General features: G+C 62.2%; 20 protein-coding genes, 1 tRNA gene and 5 pseudogenes. 14 read left to right on the forward strand and 12 right to left on the reverse strand.

Annotated elements, in window-relative coordinates:
* Positions 1-33: 33 nt before the first annotated feature.
* The 3 genes from pth to EKO19_RS07245 all read right to left on the reverse strand — a co-directional run bounded on the left by pth (position 34) and on the right by EKO19_RS07245 (position 2593).
* Positions 34-615, reverse strand: coding sequence for an aminoacyl-tRNA hydrolase (pth, locus tag EKO19_RS07235; RefSeq protein WP_129775665.1), 582 nt, complete (start codon positions 613-615; stop codon positions 34-36).
* A gap of 101 nt (positions 616-716) precedes the next feature.
* Positions 717-1442: a 50S ribosomal protein L25/general stress protein Ctc gene (locus tag EKO19_RS07240; protein ID WP_129775666.1), complete on the reverse strand. Its 726-nt coding sequence runs from the start codon at positions 1440-1442 to the stop codon at positions 717-719.
* A 212-nt stretch (positions 1443-1654) separates the two neighbouring features.
* A complete protein-coding gene (locus tag EKO19_RS07245; RefSeq protein ID WP_129776035.1) occupies positions 1655-2593 on the reverse strand; it encodes a ribose-phosphate diphosphokinase in 939 nt (312 codons plus the stop codon).
* 474 nt (positions 2594-3067) lie between these two features.
* Between EKO19_RS07245 and EKO19_RS07250 the strand changes: the two genes are divergently transcribed.
* The 3 genes and pseudogenes from EKO19_RS07250 to EKO19_RS07260 form a co-directional block, all read left to right on the forward strand.
* Positions 3068-6394 carry a chemotaxis protein CheB gene (locus EKO19_RS07250; protein ID WP_129775667.1) on the forward strand — a complete coding sequence of 1109 codons (3327 nt, stop codon included), beginning with the start codon at positions 3068-3070 and terminating at the stop codon, positions 6392-6394.
* A 255-nt stretch (positions 6395-6649) separates the two neighbouring features.
* On the forward strand, positions 6650-7042 hold the full coding sequence (locus EKO19_RS07255) for a BON domain-containing protein (RefSeq protein ID WP_129775668.1): 393 nt from the start codon (positions 6650-6652) through the stop codon (positions 7040-7042).
* Between the two features lie 44 nt (positions 7043-7086).
* A pseudogene (locus EKO19_RS07260) lies at positions 7087-7599 on the forward strand (DUF3341 domain-containing protein); the annotation flags it as partial.
* Between the two features lie 255 nt (positions 7600-7854).
* Here EKO19_RS07260 and EKO19_RS39765 read toward each other — a convergent pair.
* Positions 7855-7999, reverse strand: a pseudogene (locus EKO19_RS39765) (BON domain-containing protein); the annotation flags it as partial.
* A gap of 196 nt (positions 8000-8195) precedes the next feature.
* Here EKO19_RS39765 and EKO19_RS07270 point away from each other — a divergent pair.
* On the forward strand, positions 8196-9254 hold the full coding sequence (locus tag EKO19_RS07270; protein WP_129775669.1) for a fatty acid desaturase: 1059 nt from the start codon (positions 8196-8198) through the stop codon (positions 9252-9254).
* A gap of 1 nt (position 9255) precedes the next feature.
* Here EKO19_RS07270 and EKO19_RS07275 read toward each other — a convergent pair whose 3' ends face one another.
* The 4 genes and pseudogenes from EKO19_RS07275 to EKO19_RS07290 form a co-directional block, all read right to left on the reverse strand.
* Complete coding sequence (locus EKO19_RS07275) at positions 9256-9978, reverse strand: Crp/Fnr family transcriptional regulator (RefSeq protein ID WP_129775670.1); 723 nt, start codon at positions 9976-9978, stop codon at positions 9256-9258.
* Between the two features lie 123 nt (positions 9979-10101).
* Entirely contained in the window at positions 10102-10650 is a 549-nt protein-coding gene (locus tag EKO19_RS07280; protein ID WP_129775671.1) for a hypothetical protein, read from the reverse strand.
* A 157-nt stretch (positions 10651-10807) separates the two neighbouring features.
* A pseudogene (locus EKO19_RS39770) lies at positions 10808-11005 on the reverse strand (Na+/H+ antiporter NhaA); the annotation flags it as partial.
* A 192-nt stretch (positions 11006-11197) separates the two neighbouring features.
* A complete protein-coding gene (locus EKO19_RS07290) occupies positions 11198-11977 on the reverse strand; it encodes a Crp/Fnr family transcriptional regulator (RefSeq protein ID WP_129775672.1) in 780 nt (259 codons plus the stop codon).
* Positions 11978-12314: 337 nt separating this feature from the next.
* Here EKO19_RS07290 and EKO19_RS38190 point away from each other — a divergent pair, with 337 nt between their 5' ends.
* The 8 genes and pseudogenes from EKO19_RS38190 to EKO19_RS07330 all read left to right on the forward strand — a co-directional run bounded on the left by EKO19_RS38190 (position 12315) and on the right by EKO19_RS07330 (position 17554).
* A complete protein-coding gene (locus tag EKO19_RS38190) occupies positions 12315-12665 on the forward strand; it encodes a DUF4398 domain-containing protein (RefSeq protein WP_157995154.1) in 351 nt (116 codons plus the stop codon).
* A 33-nt stretch (positions 12666-12698) separates the two neighbouring features.
* A complete protein-coding gene (locus EKO19_RS07300) occupies positions 12699-13511 on the forward strand; it encodes an OmpA family protein (RefSeq protein WP_157995155.1) in 813 nt (270 codons plus the stop codon).
* A gap of 66 nt (positions 13512-13577) precedes the next feature.
* A complete protein-coding gene (locus EKO19_RS07305; protein WP_175596977.1) occupies positions 13578-14900 on the forward strand; it encodes a sensor histidine kinase in 1323 nt (440 codons plus the stop codon).
* A gap of 41 nt (positions 14901-14941) precedes the next feature.
* Positions 14942-15250 (forward strand): annotated as a pseudogene (locus EKO19_RS07310) (SDR family NAD(P)-dependent oxidoreductase); the annotation flags it as partial.
* A 14-nt stretch (positions 15251-15264) separates the two neighbouring features.
* Positions 15265-15543, forward strand: a pseudogene (locus tag EKO19_RS07315) (class I SAM-dependent methyltransferase); the annotation flags it as partial.
* Positions 15544-15668: 125 nt separating this feature from the next.
* On the forward strand, positions 15669-16427 hold the full coding sequence (locus EKO19_RS07320; protein WP_157995156.1) for a HipA domain-containing protein: 759 nt from the start codon (positions 15669-15671) through the stop codon (positions 16425-16427).
* A 313-nt stretch (positions 16428-16740) separates the two neighbouring features.
* Positions 16741-17115 carry a site-specific integrase gene (locus EKO19_RS07325; RefSeq protein WP_129775676.1) on the forward strand — a complete coding sequence of 125 codons (375 nt, stop codon included), beginning with the start codon at positions 16741-16743 and terminating at the stop codon, positions 17113-17115.
* Positions 17116-17332: 217 nt separating this feature from the next.
* Positions 17333-17554: a hypothetical protein gene (locus EKO19_RS07330; RefSeq protein ID WP_129775677.1), complete on the forward strand. Its 222-nt coding sequence runs from the start codon at positions 17333-17335 to the stop codon at positions 17552-17554.
* Between the two features lie 252 nt (positions 17555-17806).
* On the opposite strand, the gene EKO19_RS07335 is transcribed toward EKO19_RS07330, so the two are convergent.
* The 4 genes from EKO19_RS07335 to EKO19_RS07350 all read right to left on the reverse strand — a co-directional run bounded on the left by EKO19_RS07335 (position 17807) and on the right by EKO19_RS07350 (position 21234).
* Positions 17807-17881, reverse strand: a tRNA-Gln gene (locus tag EKO19_RS07335).
* A gap of 38 nt (positions 17882-17919) precedes the next feature.
* A complete protein-coding gene (gene ispE, locus EKO19_RS07340; RefSeq protein ID WP_129775678.1) occupies positions 17920-18795 on the reverse strand; it encodes a 4-(cytidine 5'-diphospho)-2-C-methyl-D-erythritol kinase in 876 nt (291 codons plus the stop codon).
* Between the two features lie 124 nt (positions 18796-18919).
* Positions 18920-19591, reverse strand: a complete 672-nt coding sequence (gene lolB, locus EKO19_RS07345; RefSeq protein ID WP_246038858.1) for a lipoprotein insertase outer membrane protein LolB — start codon at positions 19589-19591, stop codon at positions 18920-18922.
* Positions 19592-19593: 2 nt separating this feature from the next.
* The gene (locus EKO19_RS07350; RefSeq protein ID WP_175596978.1) at positions 19594-21234 is read right to left on the reverse strand and encodes a tetratricopeptide repeat protein; all 1641 of its coding nucleotides are present in this window, start codon (positions 21232-21234) and stop codon (positions 19594-19596) included.
* Positions 21235-21396: 162 nt separating this feature from the next.
* Here EKO19_RS07350 and hemA point away from each other — a divergent pair, with 162 nt between their 5' ends.
* Both hemA and prfA read left to right on the forward strand, forming a co-directional pair.
* Entirely contained in the window at positions 21397-22722 is a 1326-nt protein-coding gene (gene hemA / locus EKO19_RS07355; protein ID WP_129775681.1) for a glutamyl-tRNA reductase, read from the forward strand.
* Positions 22722-23804 carry a peptide chain release factor 1 gene (prfA, locus tag EKO19_RS07360; RefSeq protein ID WP_129775682.1) on the forward strand — a complete coding sequence of 361 codons (1083 nt, stop codon included), beginning with the start codon at positions 22722-22724 and terminating at the stop codon, positions 23802-23804. Before hemA ends, prfA begins: the two co-directional genes overlap by 1 nt.
* The last annotated feature ends 4 nt before the right edge of the window (positions 23805-23808 follow it).

A 23808-nucleotide genomic window follows, 5' to 3' on the forward strand; every position in this document is an offset into this window, starting at 1 on the left:
GACTGATGAATAGCGAGTGCGTTCAACCGTCACTCACTTCTTGGAATGCAGCCCGTTCATGGCGCGCTCCGCGCCTTGCTCGAGAAAGGTGGGCAACGCCTGCAAAGCCGTATCGATGGAGGCGAGGATTTTTTCTTCCTCGGCCTTCGGCGCCCGGCGCAGCACGTAATCGATCACTTGCGATTTGTCACCGGGATGTCCGACGCCGATGCGCAGTCGCCAGTAATCGGGCCCCATGTGAGTGGTGGTGTCGCGCAGGCCGTTGTGGCCGCCGGCGCCACCGCCGAGCTTGAAACGCACGTCGCCGACCGGCAGGTCCAACTCGTCGTGCACGACCAGGATCTCGCCGGGCTCGACCTTGATGTAATCGGCGAGCGCGCGTACCGCGAGACCGCTGCGATTCATATAGGTGCTGGGCTTGAGCAGAGTGACGTCCTGACCGCAGTACTGCACGCGGCAGATATCACCGTGAAATTTCGCATGACTGCGAAACGTACCACCGAGCCTGGCCGCCAGCGCATCCACGAACCAGAAGCCCGCGTTGTGCCGTGTGAGCAGATGCTCCGGCCCGGGATTGCCGAGGCCGACGATGATTTTGAGGTGGGTACCCGCCATAGCCATGGGTCCGAAAGTAACGCAACGATGGCGGGCTGCCTATGCGCCCCGCCATCGTTTTCACGCCACCAGCCGTGTTGCCACGGCTGGGCGCGAACGCGTTACTTCTTCGCCGGGGCCTTGGCCGCCGGAGCAGCCGCCGCCTTCTTGTCGCCACCCGCCGCAGGAGCGGCAGCAGCGCCAGCCGCCGGAGCGGCACCAGCCGCGGGAGCCGCAGCAGCGGCAGCCGCCGGAGCTTCGGCCTCTTCGGCACGCGGATGATGGATGGAGACCACCGCCTCGTCGCGACCGTGCGCGAGCAACACCAGCTCGACACCGGCCGGCAGCGGCAGGTCGGACAGACGACGCATGTCGTTGATCTGCATTTCCGACAGATCGATCTCCAGATATTCCGGCAGATCCTTCGGCAAGCACAGCACTTCGACTTCGTTCAACAGGTGCGACACCACGCCGCCCTGGGTCTTCACGCCCGGCGATGCGGCCGCGCCCTTGAAGTGCAGCGGAATGGTCATGCGGATCTTTTCGTTCTCCAGCACGCGCTGCAGATCCATGTGCAGGATCTGGTTCTTGGCCGGATGACGCTGCACGTCCTTGAGGATGGCGGCCTGCGGCTGACCGTCGATCTTCAACTGCAGAATGGTGGAGAAGAACTTTTCGTTCACCAGCAGGGTGAGCAGGTTCTGGTGATCCAGAACGATCTGCTTGGGCTCCTGATGGCCACCGTACAGAATCGCCGGAACTTTCCCCGTACGACGCAGGCGGCGGCTCGCACCCTTCCCCTGCTCGCTCGGCCGGGAATCGGCGACGAGGTCAAATGAATATTTCATGGTTACTCCAAGTGAGAAACGAAGCGACGGCGTATCGCGACCAATTACGCCGTCACCGTAGATGTTTCTTTGCTCGGCTACGCCTCGCGAAGAAACAAGAAAACAATTACTGGCGCCACGAGGCGCGCCTCTTCCAAAACCTGCGCGGCGAAGCCGCGCAACAAACCAAATATTTCTTACTGAGAGCGGCGCCGTCAGGCAGCCGCGAGCACTCAGTCGATGTACAGCGAGCTGACGCTCTCTTCGTCACGGATGCGGCGCATCGTCTCCGCCAGCAGGCCCGCCACGCTCAACTGCCGGATCTTCTGGCAGTTGCGGGCATCCGGGCGCAACGGAATCGTGTCCGTCACCACCAGCTCATCCAGCTGCGACTGCGAGATGCGGTCGATCGCCGGACCGGACAGCACCGCGTGGGTGATGTACGCCACGACCTTCTTCGCACCGTTCGCCTTCAACGCCTCGGCCGCGTGACACAGCGTGCCGGCGGTATCGACCAGGTCGTCGATCAGCACGCAGGTCTTGCCTTCGACCTCACCGATGATGTTCATCACTTCGGATTCGTTCGGGCGCGGACGGCGCTTGTCGATGATGGCCAGCTCGGCGTCGTCCAGGCGCTTTGCCAGCGCTCGGGCGCGCACCACGCCACCGACGTCCGGCGACACCACCATCAGGTTGTCGTACTTCTGCTTCCACGCATCGCCGAGCAACACCGGCGAGGCATACACGTTATCCACCGGGATATCGAAAAATCCCTGGATCTGGTCGGCATGCAGATCGACCGTCAGCACCCGGTTCACACCGGCGCTGGCGATCATGTTCGCGACCAGCTTGGCCGTAATCGGCACTCGCATCGCCCGAGGACGGCGGTCTTGCCGTGCATAGCCGAAGTAAGGAATCACAGCGGTGATGCGTGCGGCCGAAGCGCGGCGGCACGCATCGGTCATCACCAGCAATTCCATCAGGTGATCGTTGGCCGGAGAACAGGTCGGCTGCACGATGAAAACGTCGCGACCGCGGACGTTTTCCAGCAGCTCGACCGTGCACTCGCTGTCACTGAAGCGACTGACGCTGGCCCGGCCGAGCGGCACCATCAGGTGACGCGCGATCTCTTGGGCGAGCGGCTGATTGGCGTTGCCCGTAAACACCGCCATCGTGGCACGATCCATTCAACACTCCGACTGCAACTGCGACTGGCTGGGGCGGAAGGTTCGAACCTCCGCATGGCGGGAGCACCCCGACAGGAGGACTAACGGAATCAGTAACTTATTGATTCCACTCGCCTTTCAACCCCCTCCAGTCCCATCGACTCCCCATGGCTGGCACCAAAACTGGCAGCAGCGATAGCGGTGAACCAGTTAAAGCACACGGTCGAAAGCGGGGGCGCAATATACACGAATCCGGGCGGTCTGATGCTCCCCGCTTCAAGGATTTGTAAGGCCGGCCCCCTGTCGGAACGCCGCGGCCGGCTGCGGAAGGCATTGGCCTTCGGACAGGAGCGGGCATTACACTAAGCCCCTGTTCCCTGCCGGTGAAAACAATCCGACGATTCGAGGCAGACGACCTCATCCAAGAAGGACCGGTGGTCAAGGCTCTTGGGTCAGTCTCAACCACCTACCGAGGGCGCGATGAAGTCACCTATCGTCGGCGTTGGCGCCTCGGCCGGCGGATTGGAGGCAGTTTCCGAGCTTCTGGGAGGCCTGGCTTCACATCCGCGCCTGGCAATCATCGTCGTCCAGCACCTGGACCGCGCGCGTGACAGCCTGCTGCCAGAGATTCTGCGAGGGCGCACGACGCTGCCCGTCATCGAAGCCCGGGACGGGATGCCTGTCGCGCCCGATCATGTGTATGTCATTCCTCCCAATGCCACTTTGACGGTTGATGCGCGCGTGCTGAGGCTCTCGCCGCGCGCGGCCGCTGGAATACACATGCCGGTCGATGCCCTGTTTCGATCGCTCGCAGAGGACTGCGGAGAAGCGGCGGTAGGCGTCGTTCTCTCCGGCGCCGATTCCGACGGATCGGCGGGCATGCAGGCCATAAAACACGCGGGCGGCATCACCTTCGCGCAGGATCCCAACACCGCCCGAGTGCCTGGGATGCCCCAGGCCGCCATCGAAACCGGATGTGTCGACTTCGTGCTTCCGGCTGGAGAGATTGCCTCTGAGTTGCAACGTCTCGCCGCGCACTCCTATCTCAGAGCTGCTGACGTTCCCGACGCTGGCACAGGAGAGAGCGAAGAGCGCGAAGGCGCGACCGAGGCAGAACTGCTGCGTAGGATCTTTCGTCGGCTGCGGCTCACGCACGGAGTCGATTTCTCCGGGTACAAGTCCAGCACCTTGCGTCGCAGACTTGCACGGCGCATGGCCGTGCAGCGCATCGAAACGCTCACGGAATACACAGCATTCCTGGAGAACGACTCCGGAGAAGCCGCGGCGCTCTACCAGGACTTCTTGATCCGTGTGACCTCGTTCTTTCGCGATCCAGCCACCTTCACCGCGCTGACCGAGCACGTGTTCCCGCGCCTCGCCAGCGGGCGTTCTCCCAAAGAGCCGATTCGGATCTGGGTGCCGGGTTGCGCGACCGGCGAGGAGGTTTATTCGATCGCCATCGCCTTGCTGGAGTATCTGGGCGATCTGTCGCCGCCGGCGGGGATTCAGCTCTTCGGCACCGATATCAGCGAAGCCGCGCTCGAAAAATGCCGCGCGGGCGCCTATCCCGACTCCATCGCGCTCGATGTTTCCGCAGACCGGCTCCGTCGCTATTTCGTTCGGCAGAATTCTCACTACGTCATCGCGCGCTCCATCCGTGATTTATGTGTGTTTGCCCGGCAGGACATCACGCGAGACCCACCGTTCTCACGGCTCGATCTGGTGAGCTGCCGCAATGTGCTGATCTACCTCGGGGCTGCCGCCCAGGCCCGCATCATGCAGACCCTTCGATATGCTCTGCGACCCAACGGTTTTCTTCTGCTCGGTCCGTCGGAGAGTATCGGGCAGGGGACAGAGCTGTTCGAGGCGGTCGACAAGCCACATCGGCTCTACAAGCCCGGGCCGATAGCGAGCTTCGCGGCTGCCGATCGCGCGCTCACCGGCATTCACGGTTCGATATCCGCGTCGTCGCAGCACCCAGCAGATCCGCTCATCGAGGCGGAGTCGGCCGTGCGCCATGCCGACCGACTGCTGCTCGCTCGCTACTCGCCCGCCGGCATCGTCGTCGACGATGCACTCAACATTTTGCAATTCCGCGGCGAGACCGCGCCTTTCCTGGCGCCTGCAAGCGGGCCTCCCAGCCTGAACCTGCTCAGGATCGCGCGCCCGGAACTGCTGCTGACCGTTCCGCCCGCGATCGAGGAGGCGCGCGCGAGCGGGAAGGTTGCCCGCCGGGCAGGTTTGATCATCGAGGGGATCGGAGCGGTGAATGTCGAAGTGATTCCGCTGCGGCAGGCAGGCACTCTCGCCTGCTATCTGATCCTGCTGGAAAGCGAATCTTTCCGGACCGTTGGCCGGCGGGAGCGCTTGACCAGCACGACATCGCTCACGGAATCGGAGAAGGACAAGCACCTCGCCGAGCTGGAGCGCGAGAACGTGGAGCTTCGTGAGTTCCTGCAGGCGACGATGGAGCAGCACGAGGCCGCCAAGGAGGAATTGAAGTCGGCGCATGAGGAGGTACTTTCGGCGAACGAGGAATTCCAGAGCACCAACGAAGAGCTGGAAACGTCGAAAGAGGAACTGCAGTCCGCGAACGAAGAGCTCATTACGACCAACGACGAACTGCGGGAGCGCAATCGCGAGCTCGCCGTTCTCAACATGCAGCTGGCAAGTGCACAGCAGATGTCCGAGCGGGCGCACGCGTTGGCAGAGGCCATTGTGGAGACGGTGCGCGAGCCGCTCATCGTCCTCGACCCCGACCTGAACGTTCTGCGCACCAACAGGGCCTTCACCGCGCAGTTCGGCGTAACGGTCGAGGATATGAGAGGCCGGTCGCTCGATGTACTTGGCGTCGCGCTCGAGGACCAGACGCTGCACCAGCGCCTGTCCGCCATTCTCACCGACGGGCCGACCTTCACCGACTTCGAGGTCGTCATGCCGCACGGTCGGGACGGCCGTCGCATCCTCTCGCTCAGCGCACGAAAGATCGCAGCAGACGCCAATCGCATCGAGCTCATCCTGCTGGCGATGGAGGATGTCACCGAGAAGAGCGCGCGAATCGAGATGGTGCGCAAGGAACTGGTGGAGTTACGACGCAACCTCGCTCATGCCGGTCGAGTCACGGCGCTTGGCGAGCTCGCCTCCGGCCTGGCTCACGAGCTTCGTCAGCCCCTGACCGCGATCCTGACCGATGCGCAGGCGGCGCAGATGCTGCTGCGTGGACCGGATCCCGATCTGGTGGACTTGCCGGAGATCCTCGGCGAAATAGTACGCGACGCGCAGCGTGCGGCGGGAGTGATCGACCGATTGGGCAAGATGCTGAAGCGTCGGCCGATGGCACTCGCACGAATGTCCGTGGAGGACTTGCTGAAAGATGTCACCTTGCTGGTCCACGGCGACACCGTGAGGCGAGGAATATCGCTGCAGACGAACCTCGGCTACCGCTCCATGTTCGTCCAGGGCGACAGAGTGCATTTGTCCCAGGTGCTGATCAACCTGATCATCAACGCGATGGACGCAGTCGACGGCCTCGATGACGCACGCCGCCGTGTCATCCTGCAGGCTCGCACCAACGCCGAGGGTTGGATCGAGATCGGCGTGTCGGACGCTGGCCCCGGCGTTCCGCCTGAAGCGATGAAGAAGATCTTCGAGCCCTTCTTCACGACCAAATCCTCCGGGATGGGAATGGGATTGGCCATTTCTCGCACCATCATGGAAGCCCACGACGGCAGACTCTGGGCGGAGAACAACCCGGAGATTGGCGCAACCTTCTGGTGTGCGCTGCCCGCGTCCGCCGAGCAGGCGTGAAATACAGCCGCTGCCACGTGTCGTACGCGCCTCGTGCCGGGACGACAGCCATCACGCCTCGCTTCGGCCGCCTTTCGTGATCGCCCTGCTCGAGCAGAGGAAACAACTCCGTTTCTTCCCGTTGCCCCCTTCTGTTCTTTGGCTCGAGTAAACACATTGCGAGCAGGAACTTCGCTTCTTCCTGGTCGTTAGTCCGGCACACGGGAGGTTCTCCATGCGGTCATCTCGATCTCAGCCATCCGCGAGGATCTCTCCATGCTCACACCATTTTCATTGTCGACCGCAGTGCTTGCCGGAATCCTTACAGTCACCGCAGTGAATGCGCAGACGACCGAGTCGGCAACCAAGCACGCAGCCGCCGACAATACCAAGGCGAACGCGACAGACCGGAACACGGCTGCGAAAACGCCGGGCGATCAATCGAACGACAAGGACGCAATTGAAGTTACTGCCGGCATTCGCAGAGCCGTGCTGGACGACAAGTCGCTGTCGACTTCGGCGCACAACGTCAAGATCATGACTGACGGAGATGTCGTAACGCTGCGCGGCCCGGTGGAAAGCGCCGACGAGAAGAAGCGCGTCGAGGCGCTGGCGGTGAAAGTAGCGACAGGCAAGCAGGTGCGCAACGAAATTTCCGTTGCTCGCTGAGCCGAAGCTGCCACCTGAATTTTCTCAATTATCGAGGATCATGTATGAAGAACGCAGTCTATGGCATTGCCAACACCCCGCAGCAGGCCGAATCCATTGTCACCCGGCTTCAGTCGCTGGGTATTCAGACTTCCGACGTCTCGGTTCTTTTCCCGGACAAAGCAGGCACGCGAGACTTTGCCCATGAAAAGAACACCAAAGCTCCCGAAGGCGCGACCACCGGCGGACTCGCCGGCATGGGCGTCGGCGGTGCCTTGGGCCTGCTCGCGGGCATCGGCGCGCTAGCCATTCCCGGCGTCGGTCCTCTGATAGCGGCCGGTCCCATCATGGCAGCCCTCAGCGGCGCAGCCGTTGGCGGAGCAACGGGCGGCCTCATCGGCGCCCTGGTCGGACTGGGCATTCCGGAATTGGAGGCCAAGCAATACGAAGGGAAGGTTCGAGCAGGCAACATTCTGATTTCGGTGCACACGGAGAATAGCGAGCAGCGTTCGCGCGTCAGGCAGGCGCTCGAGGAAGCCGGTGCTACGGACGTAAGCTCCACAAGTGAAGCCAGCGTCCCCAAGGACTCGAGCAAAAAATCGCGCGTCTCTGAAAGAGTCGTCAAGCCGGAGTTCAAAGGCGAGGTGACGCGGGGAGCCAGCGACACGAGCGATATCCGTGCTGACGAAGTGGATGGCGCGCGCGAGCCTGCAACTGGCGACCGCTCGGCTATTCCGACGAGCCCGACTCGACGCCCGCTGTAACACAGCAGCGTAACCAGGTCGGAGCGCCAGCGGCGGCGCTCCGACTGCAAGTTAAAATGGATGTTCCGATTACTTGAGTTGCATGCCGTTCTTGACGGAGGTCACGCCGTTGACGTTGCGCCACTTTGATTGCTGCGTCCATATCCTCGCGTGAGCTCACGAAGCCGCTCAGTTGCACCACACCCTTGAACGTTTCGACGTTGATCTCGGCAACGCGCTGATCACCAAACCAATGCCGCTATCGAGGCTGTACGAGGTACTGGCAGCGTATTTCAACGCGCAGCGTACGCAGTGAGAGCCATTTCAGCGTCGGGTGCTTGAACAATCCGGCATATGTGCGCCACCGCACCGAGGCAGCGGGGGCATCGGCCCATCCTCGATAGCGACGCAACCAACGTTGACCTATCTGTATGGGATCTCTGCGAGAGCCGCCAGTATCCACCGCCGACTTGAAAGACGTGCTCGTGGCACATCAGAACGCCTCCACGAAGCGCGCGCTATGGCAGGTCGCGAACACCTTCCTGCCGTACTTTCTTTTGTGGCTGGCGATGTACTGGGCACTGGAGGTGTCGCTGTGGCTTACCGTGCCGCTCGCCGTCCTCTCCGGTGTGTTGCTGGTGCGCATTTTCATCATTTTCCATGACTGCACACACGGTTCCTACTTTCGTTCCCGGCGCGCGAACGACATTGTCGGTTTCATCGCCGGCGCCTTGACCTTCAGTCCGTACCAGCACTGGCGCTGGGAGCATTCCATACATCACGGCAGTTCCGGGAATCTCGACCGGCGCGGGACCGGCGACATCTGGACCATGACGGTCGAGGAGTATCTGGGCGCGTCGCGTCAGCAACGTATTCTGTATGGGCTGGCGCGCAATCCACTGGTGCTGTTCGTATTCGCGCCGCTGTTCGTCTTCGTGATCAAGCAGCGCTTTGCGTCCGGGAATGCGCAACGGCGACAACGCCACTCGGTGTGGTGGCTGAACGTGACGCTGCTGATCAGCACAACACTACTCAGCTCGATATTCGGCCTGGCCGGGTACCTGCTCATTCAATCGATCGCCATGACGGTGGCGGGCGCGACCGGCCTGTGGCTCTTCTATGTCCAGCATCAGTTCCAAGGCGTCTACTGGGAACGCAACGATAAGTGGGACTACACGGCGGCCGCGCTGCGCGGCAGCTCCTACTACAAGCTGCCGAAGGTGCTGCAATGGATCTCCGGGAACATCGGCTTTCATCATATCCACCATCTCAGTCCGCGCATTCCCAATTACAACTTGCAGAAGTGTCATGAGAGCGACCCGCGATTCGCAGCGGTCACGTCGCTGTCGCTGCTGTCGAGCCTGCAGTCGCTGAAATTCCGCTTTTGGGACGAGCAGACGAAGGAGCTCGTCGGCTATGCGCACATTCGCAAGCTGCAAGCAGACCGGCGCGCGGACGGCCAGCCGGGCGACGCACGTCCAGCCACTTGAATCAATAATACTGAGTAATGGCCGGCAGCAGCCGGTCGAATTCCTTCTTGACCACGGCATAGCATTCGCAGGTCCGTGCCTCCAGGCCCGCGCGATCGAGCACCTTGATACGGCCACGGCTGTATTTGATCAGTCCGGCGCTTTGCAGATGACCTGCTGCCTCCGTCACGCCTTCACGACGCACGCCCAACATATTGGCGATCAATTCCTGGGTCATCACCAGCTCGTTGCCGACCAGACGATCCAGGCTCAGCAACAGCCAGCGGCACAGTTGCTGGTCGACCGAGTGATGTCGATTGCACACCGCGGTTTGCGCCATTTGTGTCAGCAGCGCCTGCGTGTACCTCAGCAGCACATGCTGCATGGGTCCACCGAGTGTGAATTCTTCCTTGAGAAACTTGCCTTGCCATCGATAGGCGTAGCCGGCACTCTGCACCACCGCCCGGCTCGGAGTGGTTTCGCCGCCCATGAAGAGCGACACGCCGATGATCCCTTCGTTGCCGACCACGGCAATTTCCACTGAGGAACCGTCCGCCAACGTATAAAGGAGCGAAACGATCGCAGTGGTGGGAAAGTACACGGCCCGCTGATGGCTGCCGGATTCATACAAGGCTTCTCCCAGCGGCAACTCCACCAGTTTCAGCCTTTTGCTCACGCGCTCCAGATCCTCCGCCGGCAACGCAGCCAGAAGATAATTCTGACGAGGATCGTGAGCTGCCGTCATCGAGAGGGCCCGAGCATAGTTGAGTTCCGCGCCACCCGTTTATGTTCGGTATCGTACACAACTTCACGTCGGCGCAGCAGCGAATTGCGAGGCGAGGCGTAAGTTGCAACTTACAAGTGCAATTTATGTTGGCGCGCTCGCCACATAGCTGAATCCCTGCACTCGCCCGTCTCGAAGCACCACCGGCTCGATGTCGAAAGTTCCCCAGTACGGGCTTGCTCCGTCAGGCCGGCGTCGCCAGGCTTGCCGCGCGATGCGGCCATCGATCACCGCCGCACGCAAATCGCGATAGGGTTGTCGTCTTGCAACTTCCTCGGAGACGTAGAACAGGGACATATGGCGATCCACGACTTCCTCGGAGGCGTAATCGCGTCCATTCGGGCTGCCGTACCAGCACACCACGATTCCCGTCTCGTCCAGCATGGCCAGCGAGCTCGATTGCGCACGCGCGGTCATCGCCGTGTGCAGCCGTGCGCCGCGTTTCAACAACGCTCGTCGTCGCCACAATCGAATCCTCTCGGAGCGGCGGTCAGCGGGCCTGGCCAGATCCCACTTCGATATCGACAACGATGACCAACCCGCCTGCGAGTCACCGTTGCCCTCCGCACGGGCCGACATCAGATCGGGCTGCACATCTGTAGCGATTGGGACAATGTCCCGATTGAATTTCATATGCTCCTCCTGCCGCGTACTGTGCGCTGGCGACCTCTCTCGATCAGTGCGCTGGCGAACATTGCACATTGACGGCCCGGTTGCGGTACATGCTGTGCTCAGCATCGCGAATGATGAACGTCTTGCGATTCCCGTGCGAACCGCCAGCCAACAAAAGGTCAGCATCCGGATGGGCGATCACCTGATCGAGTATCGCGTACAGCCGCTCATCGCTCACCCATCTGCGGGCGGGTGTCAGTAGCCCGAGAATGACTCCCGCAATCGTGGCATGAATGCCCGAGGCATCGATGGCGAGCCACAGGAGCATACCATCGCAAAATATGCCGAGGCCGCTTCGCTCATTGAGTTCCCTCAGAACCTCATCGAAGCGCTCGAACGGCACTACGCCGGCCAACTCCTGCGGCACGATCGCCAAGCACGCATCACCCGAGTCGATGTCCAAGTCGGTGGATGCATCCGACGTCGATCCGCCGAACTTGAGAAAATGAAGGCGGCGGTCTCGGCACTCATCCGGACATGGGCCGCCAGGTCCGCACGGTCGCACGCCTCAGCCGGTAAGCTTATGCGCCGTCCGCCGTGTCGAGGCCTGGTCGAGGCGACGAGGCCTCGACACGGCCAATGGGCCCAAAGCGAGCTCATACATGTCGTTTGATCCTCGATAACATGCGCACGATGCCAGCTCGAGCGCAGGCCCGTCCAGGATAGTGATGGCGCCACGTCGGTAGTCGATCAAACCTTCCTCTCGCAGCGAGTTTGCGGCATTCGTAACCCCCACCCGCCGCACGCCGAGCATGTGTGCCAGGAACTCCTGCGTGACATGAAACTGATTGCCGCGCACCTGATCGCGGTTCAGCAGCAACCGCCGCGCCAGACGAGCTCGCACTTGGTGATAGTGCGAACAGGCCGTCGTCTGTGCCAATTGTCCCATCAACACGTACACGTAGCAGTTCAGCAACCGGCGCAAGGCGATGTTCCTCCGCAAATGCCGCTGAAACACGGCGGCACCGAGCCGCCACGCCGTCCCGGACCGCTGGACTATCGCATGCTGCGCGGAAGTATTGACGCCCAGGATGAGCGACGAGCCCAGCATGCCCTCGTGACCGACACTACCGACTTCCAGGCGCGATCCATCACGCAGCGTGGTTACCAAGGAGATGATGCCGTCGGTCGGGAAATACACATGCGTCATCAACTCGCCCGACCCGCAGATCGCCTCGGCTGAACGCAGCTCGACCCGCTCGAAGTCCGCGACCAAGCGCTGCCGGTCCGGCCCGGCCAATGTCGCCAGCAGACGGTTCTCGCCCGCATTTTGTTTCAAAGAAACCAATGAACTCTCGCGACAGGGCAAGAAGATGTTTCAGCCTCGCGCCGAGGCTACGCGCACCGAAGCCATCGCGATGTACGTTAGCGCACACTCGATGGATTGTTCCACGCCCGCTCGGCGATGCGCCATCGCGCGTATCCACCTATGTGCGCCAACGCACCGAGATCCCAAGAGCGGCGGCGCAATCTCACCGGCAGTAGATGAGCTGCCGACTCGGCAGGCCTCGACCACAACGGAGATAATCTCAATGCGCCTCTCCTCGGCTGCTGTAGCAAATGTTTACTCGCGATTGGTTGTTGCAACACATGTCCACCGAAAGAGTGCAGCGCTGGCCCTTGGCGTGAGCCTGCTCGCGACGCTCGGGGCGTGCACCAACACGTCGGCGCTCACGAAGGAGCGAGTTGCCCAAAGCGACGCATCGGTGCAGCAGGCACAACAGACCGTGGGCCGGTCGGAAGCCGGCGCGATAGAACTGCAGCAGGCCAGAGACAAACTGAGCGTAGCCCAGGCTGCGCTCGCCAAAGACCAGCCGCAGGAGGCGGAGCACTCGGCCGCGCAGGCGCACCTGTACGCCGAGCTTGCGATAGCGAAATCGCAGAGCGCCAGCGCGCGCAAGGCCGCTGACGAAGTGCTCGCCAGCGTCGAGATCTTGCGCACCGAAGCCGAGCGCACCTCGCCGACGCAACGCTGATCCATCCCCAATCATATGCATGAGGTTACGGACATGAAGTTCAACAAGCGCATCGTGCTGAGCATCGCGGTAGCCGCCATACTGAGCGCGTGCAGCGCCACCCCCGAGCACAACGAAACGCTGGAACGAGCGCGGACGCTGGTGCCGGAAATCGAACGATCGCCGCGCGCGGGAGTAGCGGCAGCCGATATCGCCAACGCCCGGGCTTCACTGGATGCGGCGAATCGTCTCGCCGAATCCAAGAGCAGAAAAAACGATATGGAGTTCGAAGCCACGAACGCCGTGCTCAGCTCACAAATCGCCAACGAGAAGATTCTGACCGCGCAGGCCAACGAGCAAGTCGCCGCTGGCACCGCTCAGCGCCAGGCGGTTCTGACTCAGGCGCGCGAACGCGACGCGCAGCGCAGTGCCGATCATGCCAAGTCTCTCGAGGCGGAGCTGGCGGATATGAAACTGCAGAGGACCGACAGAGGCCTGGTCCTGACTCTTGGCGATGTGCTGTTCGACACCGCGCAAGCGACGTTGAAGCCGAGCGCCGACGCGCCTCTCGATCGGCTTGCCACGGCCTTGAAAGAGCAACCCGATCGCAAAGTGCTCATCGAAGGCCACACCGACAACGTGGGCTCGGACCAGAACAACATGGGCCTGTCGGAACGTCGAGCTCAGTCCGTGCAGATGGGCCTGACTCAGCGCGGCGTGGATCGCAGTCAGATCACTGCGATAGGCAAAGGTGAGAACTTCCCCATCGCCAGCAATGACAGCGCCGCAGGCCGCCAGTCGAACCGTCGGGTCGAACTGATTTTCACCGACGGCGCCGCGCATGTCGCTGCGGAATCAGGCCGGTGACCGCCCTGCTGGCAGGAGGACGCTGCCGCCTTCGCAATGGACTGTTCGCACGCCGGAGCACTATCCATGATCGACACGAGCACTACGAAACGATGGAGTCGACACCCCGACTATTACATCCCGGCACATACGTTACCGCAGCGGACGTCCCCTCCGAATCTGCGCGCCGAGGCCGCGGCGATCTGCGAGTTGTCGCAAGCCCTTGCCGAAGACCCAAGCGCAGCCGTCCGATACCTGCTGGACTGCGCGCAAGATCTTTGCGGCGCAGGCAGCGCCGGGTTGAGCCTCGTCCATCTGAGTCAAACCGGTGAGGCAACCATACGCTGGGAAGCCGTCAGTGGCGTGTTATCCGCGCACGAGACTACCGCCCTGCCACGAGACAGCAGTCCTTGCGGCCTCTGTTTGGATATTGGAATCGCCATTGTTGTCTCACGGCCTCAGCGCATGTTCGACCAGCTGGCCGATAGCCCACCGCCCATTGCCGAAGTCCTGACCATTCCACTGTACGACGGCGCACGAAAGCCGCTGGGCACGCTCTGGGTGGCACATCACGACAGCCAGGCGCACTTCGACCGCGACAACGTGCGTATCGCAGAACAACTGGCGGCACAACTGGCACTGGCACTGAAGCTGCAGGAGCAAGCCAGCGACCACGCCAACGCGCTGGCCGTGTTCGAGTCGCACCAACGGGCTCAGCAAAATATGCTCACCTACGATCTGTATGAAGAGCGCTCGCTATTCGAGCAGGCGGAAGTCGAGAATCGGCAAACACTGAGGTTCAAAGACGCGCTGATCGCGGAAGTGCATCACCGCGCCAAGAACACGCTGCAGATAGCTTCCAACCTGCTGACCATGCAGGCACGAGCAAGCTCATCGACGCAGGTGCGCGACGCTTTGCTGGATAGCGCAGCCCGCCTGCATGTCCTGGCAAAGGTTCACGAGTTGCTGTACGCGAGCGCCAACAGCACGCAGCGCGTACTCATGCCACAGCTCTTGCAGTCACTCGGGAGCGCGTTTCGGGAATCGTTCGGTCGCGCGCACCCGCACGTGACGTTGGACATCGAATGCGATCGAATGGAGCTGTCCGCCCAGATCGCGGTCCCGCTGGCACTGCTCGTGAACGAAGCTGTAACCAACGCATACAAACATGCGTTTACAGACGAATCCCCGGGCATGATTGCCGTGGCGCTACACCGCACGCGCGAGAACGCCTTGTCGCTTCGCATCGAAGACACTGGCAACGGCTTTACTTCGCCCAAAAACGGCGATGAAGGCCTGGGACTGACGCTGATCCGAACCTTCGCGACTCAACTGTGCGGAACGCTCGTTGTGACACATAGAGACGCCGGCACGGGCACGCTGGTCGCGCTCACGATCGGCGATCACTGACGATCACTCGTCGCGGCTCAGCTTGAAATCGCCTGACGATTGGATTTCCGGGTTACAGCGTGTATGCGGCGAGCAAGGCGACGTTGCACGCATTCGCACGCGGGTGGCTCAACGAGCTCAAGGGCAGGAACATCCGGGTGAACGTGCTGCACCCAGGGCCGATCGCCACACCGATGCAGGACCAGGTTCTCACCGAGGAGGCAAGGCAGATGTTCGAATCGCTGATCCCGCGGGGAAAGATGGGTCGTCCCGAGGAAATTGCGGCGGCCGCGCTGTTTCTTGCTTCAGACGATTCGAGCTTCGTGAATGGAGTGGAGTTGTCGGTCGACGGCGGCTTCTCGGCCATCTGATGCAGGAGGGTCCGATGTACGACTCCACCAGGCTTGTTGAGTTGAGCCGATTCGCACGAGTTCATGCGGGCTCGACTGTGATGGATGTATGGCCTGGCAGTGGCGACTGGACCCGCCTGTTTTCCGACATCGTCGCTCCCGAGGGACGCGTCTACAGCTTCGTGCCGGCCGAGCTCGCCCATTTCAAGAGCGATCCGGTCGGCCAGATGCGGGCGCTGGCAAAGGAGCCGGAGCGAGCGAATGTGCAGGTTGTTTCAGCGGACCTCGTGGCGCTGCCGGAGAGTTTGCAAACGCCCGCAGAGCTGCGACACCTCTCGGCATCGGGACTTTCTGCTTGCAACGGAGCATCTGAGAACAGTACTTCCTACGCGAAGGTCAGCTGTACCACCCGGTTGGCAACACGCCCTCGACCTGGCTTTTGAAGCCAGATCATGAGGACAAAGACAACTGGCCGAGTTCGGTCGCCAATGAATACTTCACGATGCGGCTCGCCGCGCATCTGGGGCTGCCCGTGCCCGAAGTTGCGATCCGCTTCGTTCCCGATCCCGTGTATCTCATCCAACGATTCGATCGAGTCCACGACACCGAGCCGGTACAGCGCCTGCACGCCATCGATGCCTGTCAACTGCTAGGCCTCGACCGCCAATTCAAATATCAGCAGGCGGGCGTCGATGCGCTCATCGCCTGCGTCGACCAGTGTGGGAATCCGGCCCGTAGCCGTATCAACATCTTGCAGTGGGCGCTCTTCAACCTGCTCACCGGGAATGCCGATGCGCACCTGAAGAATCTGTCCTTCCTTGTGAGACCCTCCGGGATTGAGCTGGCACCATTCTACGATCTCGTATCCACCGAGAGCTATCGCACCTCCGCCGACAACGATCCACGTTGGCCCCATCGCGAACTCACCATGCGCATCGGCAACGCCTCAACCTTTGCCGAGGTGAGTGCCGAGAACTTCTTCACATTCGCAGATCAGCTCCGCGTGAATCGACGCGCCAGTACGAGACTGCTCGATGACTTCACCCGCACTATCGACGGGGCTGCCACCGAGCTCTACCGGGCGCATGAAGCTCTGCCAGTACCGCAGAATCAGCGCGCAGGTCAGCTTCGCGCACTGCGAACGATCCACATCGTAGTCATTCGAGAGATGATCGATCGATTGCGGCCAAAGCTGTGAGTAGTGCCGCCGGTCAGCAGGTTGGCATGCGTAGCAAGTGGTTCACTGGCGGAGTCGTTGCGGCGCCTCGCGGCAGAATCCAATTCGATTTTGTTCTGGACGGCATCCGCTACCGTCGATCAAACGGCCGCCCTCGGAAACCAACCTTCGACGAGCACCTCGTCCAATGCGAAGCACGTCTGGGGCGAGGCGCAGGGAAACTACGATGAGTTTCGGTTCTTCACGGGACTGCGGCACTCGGAGGAAATTGCCCTCGTGCTCTCCGATGTCGACCTCGTCAACGGTGTTATCAGCGTCAACCAGGCTCGAGTCCATGGCATCGATCGATGCCAGACCAAGACCGGCGAAGATCGACGCGTCGAACTCTGCCCCCCGAGCGCTTGCTGTTTTGACAAGACAGCTTCGCCTGCGAGCCGCTAGGCAGATCGCCCACGACCATGTCTTCTTCCAGGATTGCGGTGAGCCCATTCGCGATCTGCTCTGTCCCGCCATCCGGTCGCGCAAGAGCCTGCGCTCGCTGAAGCTGCGTCATCGCCGGCCCGACGTGGCACGCCACACGTCCGTGAGCTGGCACCTCATGCTCGGCAAGAATCTTCTGTGGGTGGCCAGGCAGCATGGGCACAGTATCGTGACGACACTGCGCAACTACTCGGGTCTTTCGCAAGCGTTTCTTCAAATCCGTAATTGATTTTGATGAGAACCGGGCCGTTATAATTATTTTTAGGCCATAATAATCGAACTTGTCGCCCTCCAGGGGATTCCCATGGCGTCCAATTCGATCGGATACGGATGGCTCGTCGACCGCTATGGCTTGAGCGTTACGCAACCATGCCTGGCGTTATCCCGATCTCACACGGCAGGTTACGTTTATTTCGAGCTCGCTCGAAGAAACGATCGAACGTGAAATGTACGCCGAAGCCTTGTATCTGCAGCAGCACGGACGGGCACGTGCGCGCCTGAAGACAATCATCGAGGGGCCGGACGGCACACTCGAGCGCATCATCCGATCCATTCGAGAATCTCGGGGAACGGTCAGCGGGAAATTGCGCGCCGAATATCCGATCCTCCAGCGCGAAGAGATCGCTCAGGATGTCGTTACCGCGATTCGCGAGGAGTTTCCGTGGTAGACGGATTGAGCGCCGCTTGCGGCAGAACTGCGAAATGACGGCCATAGCTCCAGCCTGCAAGGTGAACTCCGCAACCGTTCGACCGACCGCCCTTCTACGAACGAAACCGCATCGACATCCCAAGATCTGGCAGTGATTCAGCCAGTACCGATAACGATAAAGGGGCCGGAGGAGCTGTCCTTCGCGATCGACGACGCGAGGATACGAATCCCAAGTGTTGGTTCGATTAGGGGAAGTCGACTTCGGGAAGGTTGGCTGGGGTGGAAGGATTCGAACCTCCGGATGGCGGGATCAAAACCCGCTGCCTTACCACTTGGCGACACCCCAACAGCTGTAAACCTGACTCGATCTCGAGTCGGCGGGATTCAGGCCGATTCGTGCGCCAGCCGGTCCAGCAGCGGCGAACGGTTCAGGCCACGGACAACATAACCGGTCCAGCGCGCAGGTACGCGCGCCAATACGCTCCGCGCCGTCGCCTCGTCAGGCATCGCGACGAACACGCAGGCGCCCGTCCCGGTCAGCCTTGCCTCCCCAAAATCATCAAGCCAATCAAGCGCTTCGGCGATCTCACCACTGCGCTTGCGGACCACCGGGGCACAGTCGTTGTGACCACCGCCCGCAAAGAAGGCGCGTATTGTCGTGACGGGGGAATTACGTGTCAATTCAGGGTCCTGAAAGACCGCCGCCGTGCTCACTCCCGTCTGGGGTTTGAGCACCAGAAATACCTGCTCCGGGAAGTCGCAGGGCGTGAGTCGTTCGCCGACACCCTCGGCCCAGGCCGAATGGCCGCGCACGAAAATGGGCACGTCGGCGCCCAGCTCCAGGCCCAGCGCCGCCAGCTGTTCGATCTTCAAATCCAGGCGCCACAGGTCGTTGAGCGCGACCAGCACGGTAGCCGCATCCGAGCTGCCGCCGCCCAGGCCGCCCTGGACGGGAATGCGTTTTTTGATTTCGATGCCCACGCCGTCGAAGACTTCGTATCTGGTTGCCAGCAGACGGGCCGCGCGCACGACAAGGTCTTCTTCGGCGGGGATGTCCGCGTTATCGCCGACGCGTTCGATGACGCCCGCCGGGCGCCGATAGAACTGCAGCTCGTCGCACAGATCGATGAGTTGCATGGCGCTTTGTAACAAGTGATAGCCGTCGTCGCGCTGGCCGACGATGTGCAGGCACAGGTTGAGTTTGGCCGGTGCCGGCCAGGGCTCCGGCAGCCCCAAGAATTCATCGCGAGCCGTAGTCATGTCTTTGTCTTTATCCGGCCGGGTGAGATCTTCGGCACTAGCGCGGCCGCCATGTTACAGCACGCGTTGTGCTCGCAGGGACGCGTCGGCGCGAGGCCGTCATGGCCGCGGCATACGCCGCTTGTCATCGTCCCAATTGCCAGCGATCTACGACGATGCGCACGCGCGCATCGCCGCTGGTGGCGGTGATACGCATGGGGACCCGGGCGCCGGGTTCGGTGGAAAAACGCTGATAGTCGATGCGCCAGCCGGCCTGTTCGAGCGTGGTCACGCCGTTCTGGTTTTCTTCGTGCCATTGATGCTCGCCGGGCGCGGCGATGCCGAGCATCCAGTAACGCAGGTTGCCGGCGGGGACGGAGGTGCCGAGGCGGTTCTGGAGCTCGTCCCAGGCGGCGTCGGATTCCAATTTGAGTCCGTCGCTGGTTTGCAGAACCAGATTGGGATTGCCACCGGCGCCGCGCATTTCCAGATGCACGCCGCCGATGCCGATCGGGCCCCGGATGTCGACGTTGGAAACATCGCCGCGCTGGCTCCATTCGAAGCTGCCCGAGCCGCCGTTGTCCGGACCGGAGACGCCGAGCCTTCCTCGTGCTTGCCAACGATCCAAGTCTTTCAGGTCAGCGGGAATCGCCGTGCCCGGAGCGGGCCCTGTGGGCGTGGTGGCACAACCAGCAGCGAGTAAAAAAATGGCGGCCAACGCTGGCCAGGAAAAGTGGCGAAGGCGAATAACGCTGGCCTCAGCGGGTTGCCGCCGCGAAGCGGCGGCGAAAGAAAAGAGCCGCGGCATCGTCGCCACGCTCAATTCAGCTTCTGCAGCCGCTGTTTGATCTCGTTATTTTCCGGGTAACGCTCGCTGGCGCGCTTCCACACATCGCGGGCATCGTCCTTGCGATCCAGGGCGAGCAACACTTCGCCGAGGTGCAGATCCACTTCGGGGTCGTTGATCCGGCGCTTGGCGTGTTCGAGGTAACCGAGCGCGTCCTGGGAGCGGCCGACCCGGTGCAGGGCCCAGCCCATGCTGTCGAGGACCGCGCCGCTGTCCGGCGTCTCGGTGAGCGCCTGTTCGATCAGATCCAGGCCTTCCTTGTGATGACGCGTGCGATCGACCAGCGTGTAGCCGAGCGCATTGGTCGCGGACGGATCGTTCGGGCGGTCGGCCACGAGGTGGCGCAGATCCGCGATCGCTTCATCCACCTTGTCCGCCGATTCGAGCTGGAAGATGCGCGCGAAGCGCAGCTCCACCGCATCGGGATAAGCCTTCAGCGCCGTATCCAGCAAGGCGAGTGCGCCAGCGCTATCGCCGTTGGCACTCAACAGAGAAGCACGAGCGGTAATCGTCTCGATCCGGTACTGCGGGCGCGTGGCGCCGAACTCTTCGAGGTGCTTCAAGCCGGCATCCAGGCCTTCCTGCTTCACCTTGAGACGGGCCAGACGCGTCTGCGCGGCCATCGCGAATTCACCGCCGGTGACGCGTGCGTAGATCTGAGCGGCGTCATCCCAGGCTTCGCGCCCTTCGGCGATGGCGCCGAGATAGAACAGCGACTCGTAAACGAACCGGCCGCTCGACACCAGATTGCTGAAACGTTGCGCGGCCGAGTCGCGGTTGCCGAGCTGGAAGTCGATATCGGCGAGTGCGCGTTCCACGACGGTGCCGGTGGATTCGCTGTTGGCGAGCGCGCTCAATTCCTTGCGCCCCTGCTCTTCCTTGCCCGCCTGCATCAGCATCAGCGCATATTCGAGCCGGTTCGAGTCCTGATTGTCCTGATCGATGACCTGCTTGGCGGTGGCGAGCGCGCCATCGGCATCGCCAGTCAACATTTGCAGCCGGGCCAGCAACAGACCGGCCGGCGACCAGTACGGCCCCAACTCGCGGGCCTTGCGCGCGTGTTCCATGGCCAGCGCCAGGTTGTCCGACTGGGACGCCGCCTGCGCCAGCGCGTAATGCGCTTCTGTCACATCGGGATACTTCACGACCAGCTGGCGAAGCACGGCGGTGGCGCCGCTCGGCGTGCCCTCGTCCGCCAGTTGAGGCAGCAGCGCCAGGAAACCGGCCTGCGGATTGATGAACGCGGTGTCGAGCAGGATGCCCAGGTGCTCGGCGGCCGTGTTGATCCTATATAGATGTAGGGCGGCGAACGCGGCGAAGCGCCGGGCCTCCTCGTTGGTGTGGTTCAGCTCCAGCCAGCGCTCGGCGGAAGCCTGTACCACGGTCCATTGGCGATGCTCATGGGCGACGCGCGTGGCCTGTTCAGCCAGCTCCTCGTCATTGGAAGCCTGGGCGGCGCGGAGATACGCCTTGGAGGCTTCCAGGTATTGCCCCCGTTGCAAGGCCATTTCGGCGCCCAATACCAGTGCATTGGGATCCGCCGGCAAATTCTCGGCAGCCGCCTCGCGCTGGGTGGCGGGGGTGGTGCAGGCTGCCAGCACGGCAGTGACCATTAACGCCGCGAGACGCGGGGCCAAGCCTAATGGACGAGGAAGTGGGCTCATTGTCGGATGACTATATCAGCTGGTTCAAAACTCGGGTTCGGGCTTACCGCCTCGCTTGTCATTAGTGGGCCCTTCCCCGACAATCCGCACCCGTCGCGACTGCGCCCCGGCATGCCACTCGTCGTCATAGGAATCAATCACCGCACCGCGCCCGTCGAAATCCGCGAGAAGATGGTCTTTGCGGGCGAGGAGCTGCCCGAGGCCTTGCGGGAACTGGCGGGCCAGCCGGGCGTGCGCGAAGCGTTGATCGTGTCCACCTGTAACCGTACCGAACTCTATTGTTTCGCGGACGGCGCGACCGGCGGGGAATCCACCGACCCTGGGCCTAACGGGCCAGCACACGTGTCGGATCCATCGCTGCCCCTCTCCAACTGGCTCGCGCACTGGCACGACCTGGCCACGCATCGTCTGGACATCAATCAGACCCTGTATCGCAAGCACGGCACGGCGGCAGTCCAGCACTTGTTCGCGGTCGCCTGCGGCCTGGATTCCCTGGTGATCGGCGAGCCGCAGATTCTGGGTCAGCTCAAGGACGCCTATCGGGCCGCGCTTGACCAGAAAGTCACCGGTCCCTATTTGAACCGGGTGATGCAGACGGCGTTCTCGGTCGCCAAGCGGGTGCGCACGCAGACTCGTATCGGCGCCAATGCGGTCTCGGTCGCGTATGCCGCGGTCTCGCTCGCGCGCACCGTGTTCGAAAAATTCTCCGGCCACACCGCCTTGCTGGTCGGAGCCGGCGAGACGATCGCGCTGGCCGCGCGTCACCTGCACGCGAACGGCCTGGGCCGGATGATCGTTGCCAATCGCAGTGTCGGCCGCGCCCAGGAACTGGCCGCCGAGTTCAAAGGCTTCGCGATCGGCATCGACGACATCGCGAGCCACCTGCCCGAAGCGGACATCGTGATCACCTCGACCGCCAGCCCGACGCCCGTGATCACGTATCAAGCGGTGCAAGCGGCGGTCAAAGCGCGCAAGCGCAAGCCGATCTTCATGGTCGACATCGCCGTGCCGCGCGACATCGAAGCCGAGGTGTCGAAGATCGAGGACGTGTATCTGTTCACCATCGACGATCTGCAGAACGTGGTGAACGAAAACCTGGCGTCGCGCCGGGAAGCGGCGCGCGATGCGAGTGAAATGCTGGCAACCGAAGTCTCGATGTTCGAGCAGCAGCTCAAGACGTTGAGTGCGGTGCCGACCATCCGGCAACTGCGCGACGATGCCGAAGCGATGCGCTCGCAGACCGCCGAACAGGCGCGGCGTATGCTGGCGGCCGGGCGCGATCCCAAGGAAGTGGTGGATTTCCTGGCCTCGACGCTCACCAATCGCCTGTTGCATGGCCCGAGCCAGCGGCTGCGAGAAGCCGCCGAACGAGGCGAAGTGGAGTTGCTGGAGGCCGCGCGCATTCTGTTTGCCGCCGACTCTCCCGATCAAACGTGATGAAAGATTCGATACGCATCAAGCTGGAAAGACTGGCCGAGCGCCACGAGGAAGTCAGCGGCCTGCTGGCCGACCCGGGCGTGATCGGCGATACCAACAAGTTTCGCGATCTGTCGGTGGAATATTCCAAGCTCGACCCGGTGGTCGCGCGTTACAAGGCCTATCTCGGCACGCTTGCCGAGCGTGCCTCGGCGCGCGAGATGGCCGAAGGCAATGACCCCGAGATGCGCGAGCTCGGCCAGGAAGAGCTGGCCAGCCTCAATGCGCGCATCGAGCTCGAGGAGGAAGCGCTCGCCAGGGAGCTCATTCCCAAGGACGAGCGCGACGAAAGCAACATCTATCTCGAAGTGCGCGCCGGCACCGGCGGCGACGAGGCCGCGATCTTCGCCGGCGACTTGTTTCGTATGTATTCGCGCTACGCCAGCCAGCACGGCTGGAATGTCGAAGTGCTGTCGGAGAGTGCCGGCGAGCACGGCGGCTACAAGGAAGTCATCAGTCGCGTGGTCGGCCGCGGCGCATTCTCACATTTGAAATTCGAGTCCGGCACCCATCGCGTGCAGCGCGTGCCGGCCACCGAAGCTCAGGGACGCATTCATACATCGGCGGTTACGGTCGCCATCCTGCCGGAGCTGGATGATATCGAGCCCATCGAGCTCAACCCGGCGGAGCTGCGCATCGACACCTTCCGCGCCTCGGGCGCCGGCGGTCAGCACGTCAACAAGACCGACTCCGCGATTCGCGTCACGCACCTGCCCTCCGGCATCGTGGTGGAATGTCAGGATGAACGCTCGCAGCACAAGAACCGCTCGCGCGCGCTGTCCTTGCTCAAGGCCAAGCTCAAGGCCGCCGAGCAGGAGAAGCGCGATCAGGCGGAGGCCAGCTCACGCAAGTTGCAGGTGGGCTCGGGCGATCGTTCCGAACGGATCCGGACTTATAACTTTCCCCAGGGCCGCGTGACCGACCATCGCATCAACCTGACGCTGTACAAGCTCGCCGACGTCATCAACGGCGATCTGGGCGGATTGATCCAGCCCTTGCAGCAGGAATATCAGGCCGAGCAGCTGGCGCGTATCGTGGAGTAACGGG

Origin of the sequence: Peristeroidobacter soli (assembly GCF_004138485.1) — a bacterium.
Classification (GTDB): domain Bacteria; phylum Pseudomonadota; class Gammaproteobacteria; order Steroidobacterales; family Steroidobacteraceae; genus Steroidobacter; species Steroidobacter soli.